At 37.8% G+C, this 21690-nt stretch carries 18 protein-coding genes; 11 read left to right on the top strand and 7 right to left on the bottom strand.

Translation table 11 applies throughout. The features are described from left to right. Window positions 1-27: 27 nt before the first annotated feature. On the top strand, window positions 28-1317 hold the full coding sequence (gene gabT, locus OW492_RS07485; protein ID WP_290039309.1) for a 4-aminobutyrate--2-oxoglutarate transaminase: 1290 nt from the start codon (window positions 28-30) through the stop codon (window positions 1315-1317). A gap of 132 nt (window positions 1318-1449) precedes the next feature. On the opposite strand, the gene OW492_RS07480 is transcribed toward gabT, so the two are convergent. The 3 genes from OW492_RS07480 to OW492_RS07470 all read right to left on the bottom strand — a co-directional run bounded on the left by OW492_RS07480 (window position 1450) and on the right by OW492_RS07470 (window position 5208). Further along, a complete protein-coding gene (locus OW492_RS07480; RefSeq protein ID WP_290039308.1) occupies window positions 1450-2940 on the bottom strand; it encodes an aldehyde dehydrogenase in 1491 nt (496 codons plus the stop codon). 154 nt (window positions 2941-3094) lie between these two features. Continuing rightward, window positions 3095-4330 carry a Zn-dependent hydrolase gene (locus OW492_RS07475; protein WP_290039307.1) on the bottom strand — a complete coding sequence of 412 codons (1236 nt, stop codon included), beginning with the start codon at window positions 4328-4330 and terminating at the stop codon, window positions 3095-3097. A 107-nt stretch (window positions 4331-4437) separates the two neighbouring features. Next, a complete protein-coding gene (locus OW492_RS07470) occupies window positions 4438-5208 on the bottom strand; it encodes a helix-turn-helix transcriptional regulator (protein ID WP_290039306.1) in 771 nt (256 codons plus the stop codon). 146 nt (window positions 5209-5354) lie between these two features. Here OW492_RS07470 and OW492_RS07465 point away from each other — a divergent pair, with 146 nt between their 5' ends. From OW492_RS07465 to OW492_RS07445, 5 genes are all read left to right on the top strand, one after another. Next, window positions 5355-6740, top strand: coding sequence for an aminotransferase (locus tag OW492_RS07465; RefSeq protein WP_290039305.1), 1386 nt, complete (start codon window positions 5355-5357; stop codon window positions 6738-6740). A gap of 9 nt (window positions 6741-6749) precedes the next feature. Further along, window positions 6750-7853 carry an agmatine deiminase gene (aguA, locus tag OW492_RS07460; protein ID WP_290039304.1) on the top strand — a complete coding sequence of 368 codons (1104 nt, stop codon included), beginning with the start codon at window positions 6750-6752 and terminating at the stop codon, window positions 7851-7853. A gap of 126 nt (window positions 7854-7979) precedes the next feature. Further along, complete coding sequence (locus OW492_RS07455; RefSeq protein ID WP_290039303.1) at window positions 7980-9458, top strand: Na+/H+ antiporter NhaC family protein; 1479 nt, start codon at window positions 7980-7982, stop codon at window positions 9456-9458. A 1158-nt stretch (window positions 9459-10616) separates the two neighbouring features. After that, window positions 10617-10958, top strand: a complete 342-nt coding sequence (locus OW492_RS07450; RefSeq protein ID WP_290039302.1) for a DUF3316 domain-containing protein — start codon at window positions 10617-10619, stop codon at window positions 10956-10958. Window positions 10959-11038: 80 nt separating this feature from the next. Then, the gene (locus OW492_RS07445) at window positions 11039-11383 is read left to right on the top strand and encodes a DUF3316 domain-containing protein (protein WP_290039301.1); all 345 of its coding nucleotides are present in this window, start codon (window positions 11039-11041) and stop codon (window positions 11381-11383) included. A gap of 59 nt (window positions 11384-11442) precedes the next feature. Here OW492_RS07445 and OW492_RS07440 read toward each other — a convergent pair whose 3' ends face one another. Then, window positions 11443-12390, bottom strand: coding sequence for a LysR family transcriptional regulator (locus tag OW492_RS07440; RefSeq protein ID WP_290039300.1), 948 nt, complete (start codon window positions 12388-12390; stop codon window positions 11443-11445). Between the two features lie 333 nt (window positions 12391-12723). Between OW492_RS07440 and OW492_RS07435 the strand changes: the two genes are divergently transcribed. Beyond that, window positions 12724-14592: a DUF294 nucleotidyltransferase-like domain-containing protein gene (locus OW492_RS07435; RefSeq protein WP_290039299.1), complete on the top strand. Its 1869-nt coding sequence runs from the start codon at window positions 12724-12726 to the stop codon at window positions 14590-14592. Between the two features lie 8 nt (window positions 14593-14600). Next, on the top strand, window positions 14601-15317 hold the full coding sequence (locus tag OW492_RS07430) for a 3'-5' exonuclease (RefSeq protein ID WP_290039298.1): 717 nt from the start codon (window positions 14601-14603) through the stop codon (window positions 15315-15317). 111 nt (window positions 15318-15428) lie between these two features. On the opposite strand, the gene OW492_RS07425 is transcribed toward OW492_RS07430, so the two are convergent. Continuing rightward, window positions 15429-17009, bottom strand: coding sequence for a BCCT family transporter (locus OW492_RS07425; protein WP_290039297.1), 1581 nt, complete (start codon window positions 17007-17009; stop codon window positions 15429-15431). A gap of 394 nt (window positions 17010-17403) precedes the next feature. On the opposite strand from OW492_RS07425, the gene epd reads away from it, so the two are divergent. Continuing rightward, a complete protein-coding gene (gene epd, locus OW492_RS07420; RefSeq protein ID WP_290039296.1) occupies window positions 17404-18423 on the top strand; it encodes an erythrose-4-phosphate dehydrogenase in 1020 nt (339 codons plus the stop codon). A 68-nt stretch (window positions 18424-18491) separates the two neighbouring features. On the opposite strand, the gene OW492_RS07415 is transcribed toward epd, so the two are convergent. Together OW492_RS07415 and OW492_RS07410 are read right to left on the bottom strand one after the other, a co-directional pair. Continuing rightward, window positions 18492-18812, bottom strand: a complete 321-nt coding sequence (locus OW492_RS07415) for a YkgJ family cysteine cluster protein (RefSeq protein WP_290039295.1) — start codon at window positions 18810-18812, stop codon at window positions 18492-18494. Window positions 18813-19054: 242 nt separating this feature from the next. Then, window positions 19055-19585, bottom strand: coding sequence for an SCP2 sterol-binding domain-containing protein (locus OW492_RS07410; RefSeq protein ID WP_290039294.1), 531 nt, complete (start codon window positions 19583-19585; stop codon window positions 19055-19057). Between the two features lie 202 nt (window positions 19586-19787). Here OW492_RS07410 and OW492_RS07405 point away from each other — a divergent pair, with 202 nt between their 5' ends. Together OW492_RS07405 and OW492_RS07400 are read left to right on the top strand one after the other, a co-directional pair. Next, a complete protein-coding gene (locus OW492_RS07405; protein ID WP_290039293.1) occupies window positions 19788-20783 on the top strand; it encodes a peptidase U32 family protein in 996 nt (331 codons plus the stop codon). Between the two features lie 20 nt (window positions 20784-20803). After that, window positions 20804-21679 (top strand): U32 family peptidase, encoded by an 876-nt coding sequence (locus tag OW492_RS07400; protein WP_290039292.1) that lies wholly within the window; start codon window positions 20804-20806, stop codon window positions 21677-21679. Window positions 21680-21690: the final 11 nt, after the last annotated feature.

Raw genomic sequence — 21690 nt, 5'->3', positions numbered from 1 at the left:
AACTCTTTATCTATCAGGAAGATGAACATGACAAACAGCAGTTTACAAAGTAGAAAAACACAAGCCTTCGCACGTGGGCAAGGCAACATTTATCCAATATATGTAGAGCATGCTAAAAATGCTGAGCTGTGGGATGTGGAAGGTCAACGTTATATCGACTTTGGGACTGGAATTGCAGTCTGCAATACCGGCCATAGCCATCCCAAAATTGTTGAGGCCGCAAAACAACAGATCGATAAATTTAGCCATACATGTGTCATGGTTAATCCTTATGAAGTTGCAGTCACGTTAGCGGAAAAACTAACAGCAGCAGCACCAGGTAACTCACCTAAAAAAGCAATTTTTGTGACTACGGGTGCTGAAGCAGTGGAAAACTGTGTGAAAATTGCCCGCGCACATACTGGTCGTCGTGGTGTCATTGCTTTTAATGGGGGGTTCCATGGCCGTACGAATTTAACCATGGCATTAACAGGCAAAGTAACACCTTATAAAAATTTATTTGGTCCGTTCCCTTCTGATATTTTCCATGCGCCTTTTCCTATGGATCGTCATGACGTATCTGTTAAAGATTCACTTAAAGCATTAAACAACTTATTTAAGGTAGATATCTGCCCTACTGATGTAGCTGCTATCATTGTTGAACCCGTTCAAGGTGAAGGTGGTTTTTACGTGGCCCCACCTGAGTTTCTGCAAGCATTACGTGAGCTTTGTGACCAACACGGGATCATGTTAATTGCAGACGAAATTCAAACTGGCTTTGGCCGTACTGGTAAAATGTTTGCATTTGAGTATTCTGGTGTTGAACCTGATTTAATGACCATGGCCAAAGGTATTGCTGGCGGTTTCCCGATTTCAGCAGTTGTAGGTAAAAGCGAGATTATGGATGCACCACTGCCTGGTGGCTTAGGCGGTACTTATGGTGGTTCACCAGTTGCTTGCGCGGCTGCTTTAGCTGTTTTAGAGGTAATCGAAGAAGAAAACCTAGTACAACGCTCTGTTGAGATAGGTGATTTGTTTCATCAACGTTTAAGTCAATTACAACAACAGCATCCTGACGTCATTCTAGATGTCAGAAATCAAGGTGCAATGATAGCCATTGAGTTTGTTAAAAATGGTGATGCTGAACAGCCAAACACCGCATTAACCCAAGCTATTATTGCTAATGCTGCTGAACATGGTTTAGTACTTCTTGCCTGTGGTTTCTACGGTAATGTTATCCGCTTCCTACCAGCATTAACTATTTCAAACGAGATTATTAATGAAGGTTTAGATAAATTTACTCGTTTATTTAATAGCGTGGTAGATAAAAATAGTTAGTTAAATTGCTCCTCTTCCTAAACCTATCCGCGGTATTCCCTGATAGGTTTTTATAAAGGCTGCTAACAAAAAATCCCCCCTAATGAATGCATTAGGGGGGATTTTTATGAGTAACAGTATTATTAACGACTATTAGCTTAAATCAATCCAAGTGGTTTTCATCTCAGTATATTTATCAATAGAATGAAGAGATTTATCCCGTGCATTGCCTGACTGTTTCACACCACCAAAAGGTGTTGTCGAATCACTGCCAGCCCAATTATTTATCCATACCATACCCGCTTGCAATACGCGTGCTGTTTTATGTGCTTTTTTCAGGTTATCAGTCCAGACCCCCGCTGCTAAGCCATACTTACTATCATTTGCTAAGCGAACAGCTTCTTCCCATGTTGTAAAAGTATTCACAGCAACAACAGGTCCAAAGATTTCATTTTCAACAATGTTCATGTTTTGTTGCGTATCGGTAAAAATAGTTGGTTGTACAAAACAGCCTTGACCATCCACTGTGGCTTGTTTACCTCCGTACAATAAATTAGCCCCTTCCCTAACGCCAGACTCAATAAAGCTAAGAATATTATCAAGGTGCTGCTGGTCAACAATAGCGCCCATATTGGTCTCTGGATTAAGGGGATCACCAGGAATAAATTTGTTCGCTTGTTCTACTAATAAGCTGATAAATTTATCTTTAATAGACTCTTCTATTAATAGCCGTGAAGTAGCAATACACACTTCGCCTTGATTTGAAAAGATACCAAATGCAGCAGCAAACGCAGCAGCTTCTAAATCTTCACAATCGGCAAAAATAATACAAGGTGATTTACCACCAGCCTCAAGCCAAGTCCGTTTTAAGTTTGATTGCCCAGCATAGCCCATTAACTGACCCGCTACCTTGGTAGACCCAGTGAAGGTGATCACATCAACTTCATTATGTAAGGCAAGTGCCTTACCGACTGTATGACCAAAGCCAGGTAAAACATTAAAAACACCATCTGGAATACCAGCTTCTTTTGCTAGCGTTGCTAAAAACAGTGCACTCAATGGCGATTTCTCAGAAGGTTTCAAAATGACACTATTACCTGCCGCCAATGCAGGAGCAATTTTCCAACTAGCCATCATTAATGGATAGTTCCAAGGAACAATCGCCGCTACTACCCCAATCGGCTCATGGGTCATTAACGCCATACTGTTAGTATTAGTCGGTGAAATTTCACCATAAACTTTATCAATTGCTTCGGCAGTCCAACGAAATGTTTCTACTGTATTAGGTAGATCAAAGCCAACGCAATCTGAAATAGGTTTCCCCATATCTAGGGTATCAATTAATGACAAGGTATCGGTATGTTGTTCGATTAAATCGGCAAACTTTAATAATATTTTTTTGCGCTCTAAAGCAGGCTTTCTAGACCAAGTACCAGAATCAAATACCTGCTTCGCTGCTGCTACAGCAATGTTGGCATCTTCGCTATCACAACTTGCTACCTCAGCAAGTACATTTCCTGTAGCAGGGTTAATTGATGAAAATGTTTCCCCTGATTGCGCAGGAACAAATGTGCCATTGATAAAAGCATCCGTGTTAAATTTGATTGAGCTGGCCATCTCTTGCCATTGTGAGTAACTTTTCATTCCATACTCCATGTTAAATGATTAATTTATTCAGGTACCAACTCAACACATATGAAGTTTATGTTGGTAAATAGTAGCTAGTTATAAAGTAGTTAATAGACAAGAGGTGATTGGTTATTAAATTTTCTCTTGTTTATTAGTTTATTTAGCGCCTTTATTTATTCGCTTCATTAAGTATCACATCAAACAGAATCTGACAGCCATCTCCCACTTGATCTGGGCTAGAATATTCTGATTCATTGTGACTAATACCGCCAATAGAGGGGATAAAGATCATAGAGGTTGGCACTACACTGGCGATATTAACAGCGTCATGTCCAGCACCACTGACTAAGCGTTGGTAAGTTAATCCAGAGTTTTCTACGGCATGACTAACAGCGGCAATACAATCATCATTAAAGGCAACAGGAGGACTATCCCAAATATTATCAAGCTTAATTTCTACACCAGTGCTTTCTGCCACGTTTTTAATAACTTGTTTCGCTTGTACTTCTAAGTCAGATAAACCCGCTAACTCAGCATGACGTAAATCTAGTGTAAAGGTTACATCTCCGGGAATAACATTGCGTGAACCTTTGATTATAGCTAACTCACCCACTGTACAACGCGCACCTTCACCTTCACCTCTTTCAGCGATTTGATAAAGTTCGTTAAACACTTGTGTTGCAGCATAAAGAGCGTCTTTACGGTAACTCATTGGTGTTGGGCCGGCATGTGCAGAGGTACCCGTTAGGGTAACGTCATACCAGCGCATGCCTAACACACCCGTAACGATCCCAACTTGTTTATTTTCTTGCTCTAGTACTGGGCCCTGCTCGATATGTAACTCGAAGAACTTATGCAGGTCACGTTGCCCGACTTCATCATCTCCCATGTACCCTATTGCACGCAAAGCTTCTGCAATGCTGATACCGTCACTATCTATTTGTTGATGTGCGTATTCTAAATCAAATTTTCCACTGTATACTCCAGAAGAAACCATAGCAGGAGCAAAACGCGAGCCCTCTTCATTAGTCCAAACAGACACTTCAATGGGACGACTGGTTGTGATGTTTTGGTCATTTAAACTACGAATCACCTCTAGACCTGCAAGACAACCATAAATACCATCGAACTTACCACCAGTAGGTTGTGTATCTAAATGACTTCCTGTGCCAATAGCTGCAACTCTTTGTTCACTGCCTTCACGGCGAGCAAATATATTACCCATTTTATCAATATGAATTGAACAACCAGCTTTAATACACCAGTCAATAAATAGATCACGTCCCTGCTTATCAATATCAGTCAGAGCAAGACGACAACAGCCTCCTTTTTCTGTGGCACCAATTTTAGCCATTTCCATCAGGCTATCCCAGAGTCTACTTTGATTAATTCTTGGGTTGTTCATTACACCTCCTTATATCTGTTTGCCTTGATAATAAGGAGCATGCGATAGCAAACCTATACCCCTACAGGTATAAGTTATCTAGAATGGTTGCTTAGAGAGGGGTATATTTATGAGAGGGTGCGTAAATGATTAATAAATTGTGAGAATAATTCTGACTCTCTACAGATATCCAGTTTCATATAAATGCTTTTACGGTGCACCTTGATTGTTCCCACACTGATATTCAACGACTCAGAAATTGATTTAGATGAATGTCCTTGCAATATCAAACCAGTTATTTGTTTTTCACGAGGCGTCAATACGTTACTATCAAAAGTATTAATTGCATATTCTAAGGAGTAACGTGATTGCTCATCATGCACATACTGGGAAAATTGTGTATTCCAAAATTGTTTACTCATTGCTTGTAAAATAGGCTGGACACTCTTTAATCGATTAAGCTCAACACGACTAATTCCACCTAATTTTGATGTTCTACCTAAAGAGATAGTAAACACCACACCATTATCAAAACGGGTGACAAAAATTATCTCATCACTTAAATCAAAATCGCTGTAACAACTTTTATATTGCTCTGTATTATTAAATTGATCTGGGGCGAGATCTCGCAAACGGTATAAACCGTCGTTCAACCCATTTTCTATAGCGTTAAAAAGCGGATCTAATAAATAGGCTTTATTAAGAAAGCGATGAATTTTCTTCTGCGATTCAATCTGATACGAAGTGTGAACAACGATCGGTTTGAATTGTTGTTTATAGGTAGCAACTAACCAAGTATCGAAATGCGCTAAGTCTTGTAGACTTTCAATCATGACACCAGGCCAACTCTGTAGCGACATATGATTGATCATATTTGCTATTGATTTATTCCAATCCATAACTGTCCTTTAGTGTAATAAAAGATGAATAAATTAACTATTTACCCCCCTAGCGGTATATCAAACATCTTAGCACTGATAGTAATTTAAAAAGCATGATATATCTTCAATGATACTTACTTCATAATAAACAATGGGTTATAAATATGCAATATGATGTTAAAGCACTATGGCAACAAGATAAAGACCACTTCGTACATCCATTTACTGATTTCTCAGACTTTCATCAATCTGGCTGCGATATCATCGCTCACAGTGAAGGTGCGTATATCTATGATATCAATGACAATAAGTATTTAGATGGTATTGCAGGATTATGGTGTGTCAATATAGGACATGGACGAGCTGAGTTGGGTCAAGTAATGGCTGAACAAGCAACTAAAATGGCTTATTACTCACCTTTTAATAACTTATCTAACATCCCTGCAATTCAACTTTCAACCAAACTTGCTTCCCTAGCACCATCTAATTTAAATCATGTATTTTACAGCTGTGGTGGTTCAGTCGCGAATGATCAGGCAATACGCATTGTCCATTATTACTTCAACCAGATTGGTAAGCCAAGTAAAAAGAAAATTATGTCTCGCCACAGTGGTTATCATGGCACCACTTACATGGCATCAACTCTTACTGGGACTGTCGGTAATAATGAAGGATTTGATGTAGTCAACGACTTAGTGACGCATATTAGTGAAGCCAATTGTTACCGCATGCCTGAAGGAATGAATGAAGCAGAATACTGTGACTATCTAGTCAAAGACTTTGAAACCAACCTTTCTGAAATGGGAGGCGCAGATCAAGTTGCCGCCTTTATAGCAGAGCCAATTATGGGAGCAGGCGGTGTTTTAGTCGCACCTGAAGGTTACCACAAAAGAATTTTTGATTTATGTAAAGCCAATGACATCCTATTTATTTCAGATGAAGTAGTGACCGCATTTGGACGTTTAGGACACTTCTTTGCTAGTGAGTCAGTATTTGGTATTCAACCTGACATCATCATTTGTGCAAAAGGAATAACTTCAGGTTATATCCCATTAGGTGCAACATTATTAAGTGATGAAATTTACGATGTAATCAAAAAACCACAAGCCAAAGGTGCGGTTTTTAGTACTGGATTTACATACTCTGGTCACCCTGTTGCCTGTGCTGTAGCATTAAAAAATATCGAAATAATGGAACGTGAAAAAATATGTGAAAACGTATTAGCAGTAGGCCCTTATTTAGAGCAACAACTTAAAACATTAAAAGAGTTATCAATTGTAGGTGATGTACGTGGTAGTCATTTTATGATGTGCATTGAGAGTGTTGCTAATAAAGAGACAAAAGAACTTATTCCTTATGAAGCCAATGTTGGAAAGCGTATTGCCCAACATTGCCAAAATTTAGGATTAATCGTTAGACCAATAGCACACTTAAATGTACTTTCACCTCCACTTATTTGGACACGCGATACAGTAGATGAGGTTGTGTCTATTCTTCGTTCTGCAATCGAATCGACTATTGAAGACTTAAAAATAGACAAATTCATATAGGTGGTGGCCATGACAAATAACAATAGTTTGGTAGAAGCAGGTTTTCGAATGCCCGGTGAGTTTGAACCTCACGATGGCTGTTGGATGCTGTGGCCTGAACGTAATGATGTATGGCGTTTAAACGCCGTACCTGCCCAAAAATCTTTTGTGGAAGTTGCCTGTGCAATCGCTAAAAGTGAAGAAGTGACGGTGGCAGTGAGTGATCAGCAATATGATAATGCCCGTAACCTATTACCTGACCATATTAAAGTAGTGGAAATGAGTAGCAATGATGCTTGGATGCGTGATATTGGCCCAAGTTTTTTAGTCAACGACAACGGCGATCTTGCCGCTGTCGATTGGGACTTTAATGCATGGGGTGGTGAACAAGGTGGACTTTATCCTGATTGGTCTAAAGATAGTCGCGTAGCACAAAAAGTATGTGAAATTACCGATGCAACGCGTTTTGATGCCCCACTCGTTTTAGAAGGTGGCTCAATTCATGTTGATGGCCAAGGAACATTAATTACAACAAAAGAGTGCCTACTTAACCCAAACCGTAATCCAAATCTAAGTAAAGAGCAGATTGAACAATTATTAAAAGCCTATTTAAATGTAGAACGTATTATTTGGTTAGACCAAGGCACCATAGAAGATGAAACGGATGGACATATCGACAACCTATGTTGCTTCATTAAACCAGGTGTTGTAGCTCTTCATTACTGTGATGATCCAAATGACCCTCAACACGCAATATCTAAAGATGCTTATCATATTTTAACCAACAGCATTGATGCGCAAGGCAGACAATTAAAAGTGGTCAAATTACCCCACCCTGGCCCACTCTTTATCAGTAAAGAAGAAGCCACCGGTATTGATGATAATGAAGATAGTCAACCACGCGAAGAAGGTCAGCGTTTAGCAGGCTCTTATGCGAATTTTTATATTGCTAACAAACATATTGTCTTTCCAAAATTAGATCCTAAAAAAGACGAAACAGCAGCAGCGATTTTAGCGGAACAATTTCCAGATAGAGAAGTCATTGGTATTCCCGCTCGAGAAATACTGCTTGGTGGGGGCAATATCCACTGTATCACCCAGCAACAACCTAAAGTAATTAATACCGAAAAATAACCCCCCTTTAATTAAAAAACATTAGATTGCCAAACATTGCAATTTAATGTTTTAAAAATAATACCATGAACCATTATCATTGCTGATGCATCATGGTTCTGAAAGAGAATACAAAGGAAGTTAATCATGACAAGACCAAAGATGGGTCCCGAATTAGGCCGTATACAAAAAAATCATATCAATATTAAAGTAACCATTATCGCATTTATAGTCGCCACCATTGCCTTAGCTTGCTACCACGTAATAGGCGCAGAAAAATCTGAATATGGTGCTTGGAGTTTATTACCCGTATTGGTTGTCGTTACTACAGCTATCTACACTAAACGTACGGTTGAGTCTCTATTTATTGGGGTTATAGTAGGCTTATTAATGACTAAATCACCGGCTGAATTTATTCCATCATTAGGTGATATATTTTTAACCGTATTTCAAAATGATGTTGTTGCGTGGATATTTATTGCCTGTGGATTGATGGGCAGTATGATTGCTTTAATAAGTTGTGCTGGTGGTGCAGACAGCTTTGGTAACTGGTTATCCAATAAAGTGACTAGTCGCAAAGGCACATTATTCTCTACTATGGCATTGGGGTTGGTGATTTTTATTGATGATTATTTAAATGCCCTAACCATTGGTTCATCAATGCGTAAAGCAACCGATAAAGTTAAAGTATCTCGTGAATTCCTCTCTTATATTGTTGACTCGACAGCTGCACCAGTGTGCATCATTTTACCTTTCTCAACTTGGGCTGTATTTTTCTCTGGCTTGCTTGAGGAAACTGGCGCTGTAGGAGAAGGTGGAGGCATGGATCTATTTATTAGCGCTATTCCTTATATGATTTATGCTTGGGTTTGTCTTATTGTTGTTGCTTTAGTTATTAACCGTAACATTCCTTTATTCGGTAAAATGAAAGCCGCTGAAGAACGTGCAATGACTACTGGAGCGGTATTGTGTGAAGAAGATGCAGCAGCAGAGCAAGAAATAAAACCAGCAGTGAAAAACAGTAATATGCTTAACTTCTTTATCCCAATCGGTGCGCTTATATTCTTTACTTGGTTATTTGATATCGACGTTATGGCCGGTGCAATGGCTGCCATTTTTTTAACTGTAGGTTTATATGCAGTACAAAATATTATGCCTATCGGAAAAATGTTCGATGCTATTTTAAGTGGCTTTATCGATATGATTGCACCATTAGGCACCTTATTTTGTGGTTTTATGTTAGCACAGGTAAATGATTCATTAGGAACAACATCCTATGTGATTGAATCCGTATCTCAATTCATGACAGTGGCTTACTTACCTGCCCTTGTATTTATCACCATGGCAGCATTGGCTTTTGCAACAGCATCATTCTGGGGCATATTTGTTGTGGGGATGCCGATTGTTATACCACTAGCAATGAACTTAGGTGCAGATTTACCCATAGTCGTAGGTGCATTAATATCCGCATCGGCCTTTGGTTCACATGCTTGTTTCTACGGTGATTCAACGGTGTTATCTGCTAAAGCATGCGGCATTAGCCCAATGAATCATGCTTTAACGCAATTACCTTATACGTTAATCACAGCGGCAATATCTGTTGTGTTTTTTCTTATTCTTGCTTAAAAGTCTATAAAAATAGTTAAGTAAAATGACCAAAGAAATTAGCGAATAATCGCATCATCCCCCCTTAAATAGAAGTGCACAGACATCTAAGCGATTAAGCTTAGATGTCTTTATATTTTAAGGTTAGACTAAATAAGGTTTTCTATGACAGATAAAATAGGCTTTTTATACCATGACATTTGTATATAGCACGATACAGGCAATCGCTCTATTTATGATGACCGTGGCATTTATTTTCAAGCAACGACTTCCTATCAAACCCAGAAACCAAACGTCTATTGATTCATGTTTAGCAACAATATAAGCATTACAACGGTTTCATACAGAACGTTATATAACTTTCTTTCACAAGAAAGTACAAAGGGACCAGGTGAAGGTAGCCCATTTACGCAATGGAATCAGTTTTAAAAGGTGAAGTTAAAAATGCTTACTGTTTAAGCCGACTACCAGGGCATCATGTAAAACGCCATACAGGCAGTGGTAGGCTGATGTTTTAACGTGCCTTTATTTTAAGTAGCGCTTGCAGATATAAATTTTGTGACTATCAAGCTCTAGCTATATAGCGTCAATTCTGGTTAATGAAAGGGGAATTATGTTTAAAATTATAATATTTTTTAGATTATACAATGACATCAGTGTTACGCGGTACGAGGTGATTTATTGAAACTATAACTGAAATCATTTAACCACTTATTACCCAGCAGAACAAATGTCTACTTAAGCCTCAAACTAAGCCTGTACCTACTTAAATTTAGCTCTCTTCATTAATATATTTGGCATTATTCAAAAAAAGCATAAGAAATACCCTAAATAGTAATTTTACAATCATATTAGCAACGTCTGTTTAAGGACGAAAATAATAACGAAAAATCAACATATCTCTATGGGAAAATTAAACAAATAAAATCAATTACTTAAAGTGGCCCTATAAATTTTAATATGATTTTTATTATTTAGTAATTTGCTCGGACAGCATAAGAATAAAATGATTGGTGCAAAAAATGCCACAATGAATGGAAATATAATGTGATGACGATCACAAAAAATAAGCTCATAATGTTTTCCATCGAGTGAGAGGAAAGCCTATAGGGATATGCTACTCACTCTATAAATAGAAGTAATAAACAAACTTTCTGAAATTTTATAGAGGCAACAAACATGAAAAAATTAACTACTTTAGCAGCAACTTTACTTATCAGCACAAGCGTATTTGCAAGTACACAAGTTGTTCACTCTGACAAGAATTTTAACACTGATTCTTTCGATAATAAAGAACAAGCTTATGAAGCAGGTTTTGATTACCTAGATAACTTAAAAGATTTATCTGACGCTCAATTACGTCAAAAATTATTAGTTATCTCTCAAACTCCAGCGACAAACATTGAAATCGACAACTCTAAAGTATTTGTTGAAGAATTCTCTCAAGCTCGTGGCGAAGTAGCTTACCGTGCAGTTGTAGATGTAGATTACCACTTTACTACACTTAAAAACGACAACTAATTATATGAAGTAGCTCCGCGTAACGGAGCCTTTTAATCGCCACACACGGTACAGAAACGAACAGAATTAAGGTATAAAAAATGAAAAAATTAACTACATTAGCAGCCGCTTTATTAATCAGCACTGGCGCACTAGCAAGCACACAAGTTGTACACTCAGAGAAAAACTTCAACACAGATGCATTTGCTGATAAAGCACAAGCATACGAAGCAGGTTTTGCTTATGTCGATAACCTAGAAAATTTATCTGATGCTCAATTACGTCAAAAATTATTGATCATCACTCAATCACCGGCAAACAACATTGAAATTGATAACTCTAAAGTATCAGTTCAAGAATTTGCTCAACAACGTGGTGAAATTGTTTACCGTGCTGTAGTTGATGTTGACTACCACTTCTCTACAATTAAGTCTGAAAATCATTAATCTGATTGCTAAACTTAATTGAATCAATGCCAGCTTTTATGCTGGCATTTTGCTTTCTACTATTTATACATCTCTTTATAGTCATCTATGTACGACTCCCAAATAGGTGGTGTTCCTATCATCTTTTGCACTGTATCGATAAATAACTTTACTAATGGCGTTTGATTTCGGTGTGGATATACTGCATATAATCCCCAATTTGTTTCAGGTAACTTATAATTAGTTAAAAGTGGCACTAAGCCTTTTTCTTTAATATTTTTGTCTAATGCAAATAGGCTACGTTGTGAAAAGCCTAGTCCTGCTTCCACTGCATCCATCAATACACTCAGTTCATTCACCTCAAGTCTCCCAGATAAAACATGTGTCTCCATCTGTTCACTATTCGGTTTATCTGAAATAATTAATTTATTGGCTGTAATTTCACCATTAGAATAGATAATAGCCGGTAACTTAACTAACTCTTCAGGTGTGGTAGGCTCTCCATAAGTGTCGATAAAATGTTGTGAGGCTAAAATAGCGGTATTATTATTCGCCAGTTTACGTGCAATAAGGCTAGAATCTCGTGGAGGCCCTATACGAAATGCAATATCGAAACGCTCACCAATAATATCTGCGCGTCTATCTTCTAAAACAAGTTTTATATGTGTCTCTGGATACTCCGCCATAAACTGGGTAACTGCATCTTGAATATACATTTTCCCAAACAGAGAGGGACTAGTAACTCTTAATAATCCTTTGGGTGTTGAATGATAAGATTCCGCTAAACGTTGTGTATTAGCTAATAACTCACGCACTGATTCGGCTTGTTTTAAAATCTCTTTGCCGGCATCAGTTAAAGATAAAGCGCGTGTTGAACGATTCAGTAATCGCACACCTAAATCATCTTCTAATATTTTTATCTGCTTCGATAACGCAGAACGATCAATGTTTCTTACCCCTGCAGCTTTAGCAAACGATCCATGCTGTACAACATCTAAAAAGAGATCGAGTCTCGTTGACATACCCATTATAATTAATCCTTTAATAAATCATTAGCGCAAACTAATAAGGCAAACAGCTAGCCTATAACAAAACAGTCGAATACACGAAAAGCTAAATAAAGTCAGACTGGATGTATACATTTTCTTACTTAAAATATCTATATTTATCATAAATATAGTCTTCTCAACACTGCTTTCTTCGTTGAACATTTGTAAATGAAGACAAACTAATGTAATTCAATATTTTTACTTATTTATAGCGATCATTGATCCTATTATTTTCTTTATTCACCACTAACATACTCAAATAAACTTGTGTAATATCGGCATTAATCTATCCCCAACATTATCGAGAACACCATGGAAGTTGAGTTATTAGAAATTCAAGACTTTATCAGCCAATATCCCCCTTTTGATGAGCTTCCTGAAGATGCCCTGATAGAGGTTGTTAAAAGCATAGAAATATCTTATCAACGTGCGAATACTAATATTGTTGAGTTCAAAGATGAAATCAATGAATTATATATGCTACGCAGTGGTGTTGTTGAGCTTTATCGACGTAACGGCAACCTTTATAACCGATTAGACCAAGGCGGTTTGTTTGGTCAAATGGGGTTACTAACTAATAATAAAGTTCGCTTTCCAGCAAAAGCAACTAAAGACACCTTGCTCTATTGTATTCCAGGTCATATTTTTTATGATTTATGTGAACGTTTTGAATACTTTGCCGATTATGTAGAATCGGAAGATAGCGCACGCTTAAAACAAGCAGTAACCAGTAAAAATCAAGGATCTGATTTAACCACTTCTAAAGTAACCACACTGTTAACTCGTGAACCATTGATCCTTGCTAGTGATACAACTATTCAACGTGTTGCTCAAATTATGGCAGAAGAAGGTCAATCTGCAGCCTTAATTAACGACCTTAACAATGAGCAAGAAAAACACTTTGTGGGATTAATTACAGAGCACGATCTTTGTGCCAAAGTGATTGCCTCAGGTTTAACGGTAGATAACCCTGTTTCAAGTGTTATGTCTACGGATCTTATCTCACTGGATCACAATGCTTATATTTCCGAAGCTATGTTGTTAATGCTACGTAATAATGTCCATCACTTACCCATTTTAAAGAAAGATCGCCCGATTGGTTTAATCGAAGTATCTGATATCGTAAGGTATGAATCGCAAAACAGTTTATTATTTGTAAGCAGTATTTTCCAGCAACAAAGCACCGAAGATTTAGCGCAATTATCTAACCAATTGAAAGATTGTTTTATCCGTATGGTTAATGAAGATGCTAACTCGCACATGGTGGGAAGAGCGATGTCTGAAATTGGACGGAGCTTTAAACAACGTTTACTTGAACTTGCTGAAGAAAAATTTGGCCCACCACCTATACCATATTGCTTTTTAGCTCTTGGTTCAATGGCACGTGATGAGCAACTCTTGGTAACAGATCAAGACAACGGTTTAATACTGGATAATAACTATGATCCAGAAATACATGGTGAATACTTTGAAAAACTAGCGCATTTTGTGTGTGATGGATTGGATGCTTGTGGTTACACTTATTGTACTGGCGATATTATGGCCACTAATCCAGAGTACCGTAAGACACAAATGCAGTGGGAAGCCTGCTTTGGTGAATGGATTGACGATCCTAATCCGAAAGCGTTATTAAACTGTAATATTTTCTTTGATTTAAATGGAGTGTATGGCCGTACAAAATGGGCTGAACAACTGAACCGCTTTATTCTTAGCCGCACTAAAAACAATAAACGCTTCTTAGCTTGTTTAGCGCGTAACGCATTGAACCGTAAACCACCTTTGGGTTTCTTCAAAGATTTTGTTATGGAAAACGATGGACGTCATAATAACTCTATTAATCTTAAACGCCGTGGTACTGCACCATTAGCAGATTTGATACGTGTTCATGCATTAGCCATTGGTTCACAATCTCAAAACTCATTTCAACGCTTAGATGATATTATTGAAGCAGGAATTTTACCAAAATCTAAAGGGGCTGATTTACATCATGCAATGGAATTGATATCAATTGTCCGCTTACGTCATCAGGCGCTTGATGTCGAATCAGATATTGAACCAGATAATAATATTGAGCCAGAGAATATGTCTGACCTTGAAAGACGTTATTTAAAAGATGCCTTTCTAGTATTAAGTAACGCACAAAACTTTTTAAAATACCGTTATACGGCTAATACTTTTTAGGGTTTTATATGCATAACTTTATTAATAAAGAGATTTTAAATTGGAATGCTTATTTACAATTGCAGGGGCGACATTGTAAAGATAAACGATTAGCTGAATTCTATCAGGCCGGCACTTACAACGATGACACCCCACTGAAAGAGATAGAGTTTGTTGCGTTAGATTTTGAAACTACAGGTTTAGACCCCAAACAAAACAGTATTATTAGCATTGGTTTAGTGCCCTTCAATTTAAATCGAGTTTTATGCCGTAAAGCCAAAAAATGGTATATCACTCCGCAAGATAAGTTAGAGGAAGAATCAATTATTATTCATGGAATCACTCACTCAGATTTAAAAGGTGCACCAGATTTACTACGAGTTTTAGGGCCCTTTTTAGAACAAATAGCTGGTAAAGTGGTCGTGGTCCATTACCGCAACATTGAAAGAGCTTTCTTAGACTTAAACTTAAGAGCGCTCATCGATGAAGGTGTCATTTTTCCAGTCATAGATACCATGCAAATTGAAGCTACTATACAAAGCAAACAATGTGAGGGATTTTTAAACTGGTTAAAACGTAAAAAACCGGGATCGATTCGTTTAGGGAACAGCCGTTTACGTTATAATCTACCCAGTTATCAACCTCATGATGCCTTAACTGATGCCATCGCTACTGCAGAATTACTACAAGCTCAAGTGCGTTATCATTACAGTCCAGAAACACCAATCAAAGACTTATGGTTATAGTGTTAGAACGATAGTTGTACTTGCTTGTTTTGATATCCACTAAATATAAAAAAACCGATTAATCACAGATTAATCGGTTTTTAAGTCACTTTAATGTAGCTTAACGTTTCTCTATTTTGTTAATTTAGGCTCTGTTCTCATTCCCATAATCAAGCTTACACACATGATTAATAGAATAATTGTGAACGGTAATGCCGTTGAGATCGCTCCCGCTTGTAACGCTTGAATTGATGATGTTCCTCCAACCCACAATAATGCAATAGCAATCGCCCCTTCTACTGAAGCCCAAAAAATGCGTTGTGGAACAGGGGCATCAACTTTACCACCAGCAGTAATACTATCGATAACCAATGACCCTGAATCAGAAGAGGTAATGAAAAATACCAAGACTAATACAACAGCAATTAAAGATAAAATATTACCCAATGGTAATTGGTCAAACATTTGAAACATCGCAAGTGATACATCGGTTAGCCCGTTTGTACCTAACTCACCAACATTATTCATAATTTGATCAATTGCAACACCACCAAATACAGACATCCAAAGAATAGTCACTAATGTTGGGATAATTAATACTGCAGTCAAAAACTGACGTACTGTACGACCACGTGAAACACGCGCAATAAACATACCTACGAATGGTGACCATGAAATCCACCAAGCCCAGTAAAACACTGTCCAACCATGCATCCAAGCTTCATCTTCACGACCATGTGGGTTACTTAAAGGAATAATATTTTCAATGTAACCCATGACCGTTGTTGGGATAGTTCCCATAGAAACCGCTAGAGTGACTAATGCAACAAACACCACTAACACAATTGCCAGTAGCATATTGATGTTACTAATTAATTTAACACCACCGTCAATGCCACGTACAACTGATATGATGGCTAAAATAGTTACACCAACAATGATTGAGACTTGTGTAGTTAATCCATCATCAATACCAAAAACGTGATGAAAACCACTTGCTGCTTGTTGTGCACCTAGCCCTAAAGATGTTGCTAAACCAAATAATGTCGCGATGACCGCAAAAATATCAACAATGTGGCCGGGTAAACCCCAAGTACGATCGCCTAAGATTGGATAAAAAATAGAACGCATTGAAAGCGGTAAGCCTTTATTGTAAGCAAAAAAAGCTAATGACAATGCAACAACACCATAAATTGCCCAAGGGTGAAGACCCCAGTGGAACATAGTTGCACCTAGTGCCAGTTTAGCAGCCTCCGGTGTATTAGGTTCAACATTCAACGGCGTTTCATACCAACCAGTGAAATAAGCAACTGGCTCTGCAACCCCCCAAAACATTAAACCTATCCCCATACCGGCAGCAAATAGCATAGATAACCATGATAGTGTTGAATAATCACTTTTTGCTTCTGCACCACCAAGACGAATTTTACCAAAAGGTGATACAATTAATGCAAGACAGAATATGACAAATATATTGGCAGACCACATAAATAGTCCATCAAATGAACCAATTATTTCCCATTTTAACCCATCTAATGTTGCTTTAGATAACTCTGGGTCAACAAACATAATCGTCACTAAAAATAGTGCGATAAAACCTGCACTAAACCCAAATACAGGGTTATGAACATCAAAACCCCACTTTTGTACGTTATCTTGACCTACTGTGTAGTCAGTATTATCAATACTGTACTTATCCTTATTTAAACTCATTTTTCCTCATTTAGAGTATTCACTCTGTTTGTGTATCTTTAAAACCGTGACTATGTTAACAAAACCAATATGACATTTCAGTGATTTAAATAAATTTAGTTTTTTAACCTATTCATAAAAACGATTCGTATCACTCTGCTCCCCCTAGTTTTACTTATATTAGATGAGCACCAATAAGTAATAAGCGCACTTTTAATTAATTGATTACTTTCCATAAATTCAGACAGTTTTTTCTGTGCTTCAGATGTTTTTGTTTTACAATGTGCTTTTTATAGCATTTCTATTCAGCATAGCGTTTTCTAACATAGTTAACCGCCATATAAATACCTGAGCACAACATAAGTTGTCTTTATCAGTGATGATCTGCTATCCACCTTCAACTATGGAACAATAAATGTCTCTTCGAATTGCAATTAATGGTTATGGCCGCATTGGCCGCAGTGTGGTGCGCGCTTTATTTGAAGGTAATCATCAAACTCAAATAGAGATTGTGGCCATTAATGAACTAGCAGCTGCGGATGCTATCTGCCATTTAACACAATATGATTCAACCCATGGACGCTTTCCTTTTAGCGTAAAACAAAGTGAGCAAAATCTCATTATTGCCGATCATGCTATCAAGTTGTTAGCCTTTGAAAAGATCTGTGATTTGCCATGGGAAGCATTAGATATCGATATAGTCATCGACTGTACTGGGATTTATGGCTCAAAGGTAGATGCTCAGGCACATTTAACAGCCGGCGCTAAAAAAGTTATTTTTTCTCACCCAGCTGATCAAGATGTAGATGCAACGGTTGTTTATGGTGTTAACCACTTATCATTAACAGGACAAGAAACCTATATTTCAGGTGCTTCTTGCACTACTAACTGTATTGTACCAGTAATTGCCAGTTTAGATGCTGCCTTTGATATTAAATGTGGCACGATCACCACCATTCACTCTGCTATGAACGATCAACCTGTGATTGACTCTTATCACCATGATTTGCGCAGAACACGCGCGGCGAGCCAATCAATTATTCCCGTTGATACTAAATTAGCGGCAGGTATTGAACGTATTTTACCTAAATTTGCAGATAAATTCGAAGCCATTGCAGTACGTGTTCCCACCATCAATGTCACTGCAATGGACTTAAGTATTACTGTTGATAAAAAAGTATCCATTGATGACATTAACCAATGCTTACAACAGATCTCAACAACATCTTTATCAGGGATTTTAGGGTATACGGAAGCACCTTTAGTATCGGTGGATTTTAATCATGACCCACGATCTTGCATTATTGATGGAACACAAACACGTGTCAGTGATGGCCATTTAGTAAAATTGCTAGTGTGGTGTGACAATGAGTGGGGATTTGCTAATCGCTTAATTGATACCTGTTTGTATTTCAAACAACTAGCGACTCAATAATAAAAAAGGAGGTTGGTTAGTTAATCTACCTCCTTTTTACTGTATTAACTTACTAGCTTCAACTCATGTCAATTTGCTGGAATAAACTCATCGCTACACTCGTAGGACCCCATTTCAAAAATTCTACAAACCCAAGGTCTATTTTCATAAATAGTGCACAACTTGGTTTCACGATCGACACAGATACACCAGCCATCATCTAATTTTTTCATAGTTTCACCACCCCATTGGTCGCGATCAATATACTGTTCAGGTACACCCGTATCAGTAATCAACATCACTTCTAACTGACAGCAGGCAGCATTACATTTAGCACAAGTTAATTCACTTTTATCTATATTGGTCACTGCTATCGATTCAGCAGTTGGAGTTGAGTTATCGTTTGGCATCTGTTCACTGGCGTTAAATATAAAATACTAAGCCTATAGACCTTGGCGCTTAAAAGATACCGTTCCCATACAATTTTACTGGGTAAAATAACTTATTTCTTTATGGTAAGTTTCGTAAAGGGAAGTACCATTTAATAATTATCACCTTTCCTTATTCCTCCGCCGAGAAATTAACCGAGTTAATTTTATGAGGTTCAAGCTGCCCTCTTTAACTATGGCTATTTCCTTGCGTAAAATTTAATCTAGTCGTTTAATATAATTGGCATAAAATGATTAGGTTGATTAACGCCCTGTTGCACAAACAAAGAAAATTGCGTCATTAGTTTTTGTAAAAAAGGGGAAAAATTATCAAAATCAATATTATCTAAAAGGTTCTTCACTTCTAATCCTAGTTCAGTATCTCCCTCAATGTTTAAGCGACGCTGAAAAAACAATGTATCTGGGTCTTCTTTTCGCCCTGCTATTAAAATCAAGTCATTAATATTAGAGGTGAAAGTAACATCCGGTGTACCATCATTTGCTCTAATAACCAGCTCCTTATTAAAACTTACTTGCCAGGATACAGACAGGTCATCGATAGCAATCGTCAGCCACTTACCCTTTAAAAAGTCTAAATCCCCCTCTTTAATCTGTTCATCAAATAATCGATTTAATATTACAGTTAATCCCTTTTGCTGCATATAAAAAGGCATCAACCGAGACGGAATAGCTAATACTTTAGGTGCGTTAATAACAAGTTGATGGTGTATCTCTTTTTTAAACAAGGCCAACATAATCATTACTCTTAGTCTATGACGAATGGAATGTTTACTCTAATCTGTTCCGCTAAAAACAACTTGCTATACATCAATTAATCATGTTTTTTTCGCATATCTCAATTATTTGATGGGATCACTATTAACCCTACAATGTATGCCCTACATCAATAAAACCATCCATTTACCCACTACAATAAGTGGTTAAAAAGGAGTAAGTATGGAATTATTATGCCCTGCTGGCAGTTTACCTGCGTTGAAAGTAGCCATTGATTGCGGTGCGGATGCTGTTTATATCGGTTTAAAGGATGAGACTAATGCACGACACTTTGCAGGACTTAACTTTAATGCATCCAAGCTAGTAAAAGGTGCGCAGTACGTTGCTGATAATAACAAACATTTACATGTGGCAATCAATACCTTTGCTCACCCAGGTCAAGAAAAACGTTGGTATAATGCGGTTGACCAATGTGTTGACCTAGGAGCAAATGCCGCAATTATTGCAGATATTGCCACCTTAGATTACGCCACCCGAAAATACCCAGATTTAGCACTGCATTTATCTGTACAAGCTTCTGCTACTAATACCGCTGCTATTGAGTTTTATCAGCGTAATTTTAATATCAAACGCGTGGTATTACCGCGTGTTTTATCGCTGCATCAAGTTAAACAACTCGCTCGTAACAGCCATATTCCTTTAGAAGTATTTGCCTTTGGTAGCTTATGCATTATGGCAGAGGGACGATGTTACTTATCTTCTTATTTTACGGGTGAATCACCCAATACTGTTGGAGCCTGTTCTCCCGCCAAATTTGTTCGCTGGCAAGAAACGTCACAAGGTTTAACATCGCGTTTAAATAACATCTTAATCGACCGATATCATAATGATGAAAAAGCAGGCTATCCCACTTTATGCAAAGGTCGTTTTAACCTTGATGGGCAGATATATCATACACTCGAAGAGCCTACCAGTTTAAATACCCTATCACTTTTACCCGACTTAATTGAGATGGGTATTAGCTCAGTAAAAATTGAAGGTCGTCAACGCAGCCCAGCTTATGTGGAACAAATAACCAGAGTGTGGCGAGCAGCCATTGATAGCTACATGCAGTCCCCAGCCCAATATCAAGTGAAGCCACAATGGGATCAGCAATTAGAAAATCTCTCCGAAGGTAATCAAACTACGCTTGGTGCCTATCACCGTAGCTGGCAATAAAAAGTCACGACAGGAAATATATGAAAGTATCATTAGGCCCATTGCTATATTATTGGCCAAAACAGCAAACTATAGATTTTTACCAACATGCAATCAGCAGCGATGCTGATATTATCTATCTAGGTGAAACCGTATGCAGTAAACGCAGAGAGCTAAAAACCAGAGATTGGATTGAATTAGCTAGCTCACTGAATAAACATAATAAGGAGATAGTGTTATCTACTATGGCGCTATTAGAGGCACCATCTGAATTAAGTGTCATAAAAAAGCTTTGTGAAAATGGAGAGGTGAGTATTGAAGCCAATGACCTAGCGACAGTGCAGATATTAACCGAAAAGAAATTGCCCTTTATATGTGGGCCCGCTATCAACTGTTACAACGCACAAACATTAAAATTACTGATTAATCAAGGTATGCAACGCTGGGTGATGCCTGTAGAGTTATCACGAGATTGGTTAGCGGACCTAGTTGAAGACTCCCATAAAATGGGATTGCGCGACCAATATGAAGTAGAGGTGTTTTCCTATGGCCACTTACCCCTAGCTTATTCAGCTCGGTGTTTCACTGCTCGTTCAGAAAATAAAGCAAAAGACGATTGTGGTTTAACCTGCATCAACTATCCACAAGGTCGCCTGATTCATACTCAAGAGGAGCAACAAGTTTTTGTACTAAATGGTATACAAACCTTGTCTGGATATTGTTATAACTTAATTAATGACCTTGAAAGCATGCACGATTTAGTGGATATCCTTCGGATCAGTCCAAACTCCCTAAACAGTTTAGAAACGGTAACTGAGTTCAAACGACAACTATTGCAGCAAAACCACTACCGCCCACTAAATAGCTCACAATGTAACGGTTATTGGCATAGCATCCCCGGATTAGGGCAAGGTTAAACCATACCAAT

The organism is Psychromonas sp. 14N.309.X.WAT.B.A12 (assembly GCF_030397575.1).
In the GTDB taxonomy this organism is placed as follows: Bacteria; Pseudomonadota; Gammaproteobacteria; order Enterobacterales; family Psychromonadaceae; genus Psychromonas.
This window is presented reverse-complemented; position numbering and strand designations above follow the sequence as displayed.

What these genes read in the sequence shown, in the direction of transcription:
- OW492_RS07400 (WP_290039292.1), top strand. Translation starts at nt 20,804, where the DNA reads ATGAAAGTATCATTAGGCCCATTGCTATATTATTGGCCAAAACAGCAA.
- OW492_RS07435 (WP_290039299.1), top strand. Translation starts at nt 12,724, where the DNA reads ATGGAAGTTGAGTTATTAGAAATTCAAGACTTTATCAGCCAATATCCC.
- OW492_RS07475 (WP_290039307.1), bottom strand. Translation starts at nt 4,330, where the DNA reads ATGAACAACCCAAGAATTAATCAAAGTAGACTCTGGGATAGCCTGATG.
- OW492_RS07470 (WP_290039306.1), bottom strand. Translation starts at nt 5,208, where the DNA reads ATGGATTGGAATAAATCAATAGCAAATATGATCAATCATATGTCGCTA.
- OW492_RS07430 (WP_290039298.1), top strand. Translation starts at nt 14,601, where the DNA reads ATGCATAACTTTATTAATAAAGAGATTTTAAATTGGAATGCTTATTTA.
- OW492_RS07440 (WP_290039300.1), bottom strand. Translation starts at nt 12,390, where the DNA reads ATGGGTATGTCAACGAGACTCGATCTCTTTTTAGATGTTGTACAGCAT.
- OW492_RS07455 (WP_290039303.1), top strand. Translation starts at nt 7,980, where the DNA reads ATGACAAGACCAAAGATGGGTCCCGAATTAGGCCGTATACAAAAAAAT.
- gabT (WP_290039309.1), top strand. Translation starts at nt 28, where the DNA reads ATGACAAACAGCAGTTTACAAAGTAGAAAAACACAAGCCTTCGCACGT.
- OW492_RS07445 (WP_290039301.1), top strand. Translation starts at nt 11,039, where the DNA reads ATGAAAAAATTAACTACATTAGCAGCCGCTTTATTAATCAGCACTGGC.
- OW492_RS07410 (WP_290039294.1), bottom strand. Translation starts at nt 19,585, where the DNA reads ATGTTGGCCTTGTTTAAAAAAGAGATACACCATCAACTTGTTATTAAC.
- aguA (WP_290039304.1), top strand. Translation starts at nt 6,750, where the DNA reads ATGACAAATAACAATAGTTTGGTAGAAGCAGGTTTTCGAATGCCCGGT.
- OW492_RS07425 (WP_290039297.1), bottom strand. Translation starts at nt 17,009, where the DNA reads ATGAGTTTAAATAAGGATAAGTACAGTATTGATAATACTGACTACACA.
- OW492_RS07415 (WP_290039295.1), bottom strand. Translation starts at nt 18,812, where the DNA reads ATGCCAAACGATAACTCAACTCCAACTGCTGAATCGATAGCAGTGACC.
- OW492_RS07465 (WP_290039305.1), top strand. Translation starts at nt 5,355, where the DNA reads ATGCAATATGATGTTAAAGCACTATGGCAACAAGATAAAGACCACTTC.
- epd (WP_290039296.1), top strand. Translation starts at nt 17,404, where the DNA reads ATGTCTCTTCGAATTGCAATTAATGGTTATGGCCGCATTGGCCGCAGT.
- OW492_RS07405 (WP_290039293.1), top strand. Translation starts at nt 19,788, where the DNA reads ATGGAATTATTATGCCCTGCTGGCAGTTTACCTGCGTTGAAAGTAGCC.
- OW492_RS07480 (WP_290039308.1), bottom strand. Translation starts at nt 2,940, where the DNA reads ATGAAAAGTTACTCACAATGGCAAGAGATGGCCAGCTCAATCAAATTT.
- OW492_RS07450 (WP_290039302.1), top strand. Translation starts at nt 10,617, where the DNA reads ATGAAAAAATTAACTACTTTAGCAGCAACTTTACTTATCAGCACAAGC.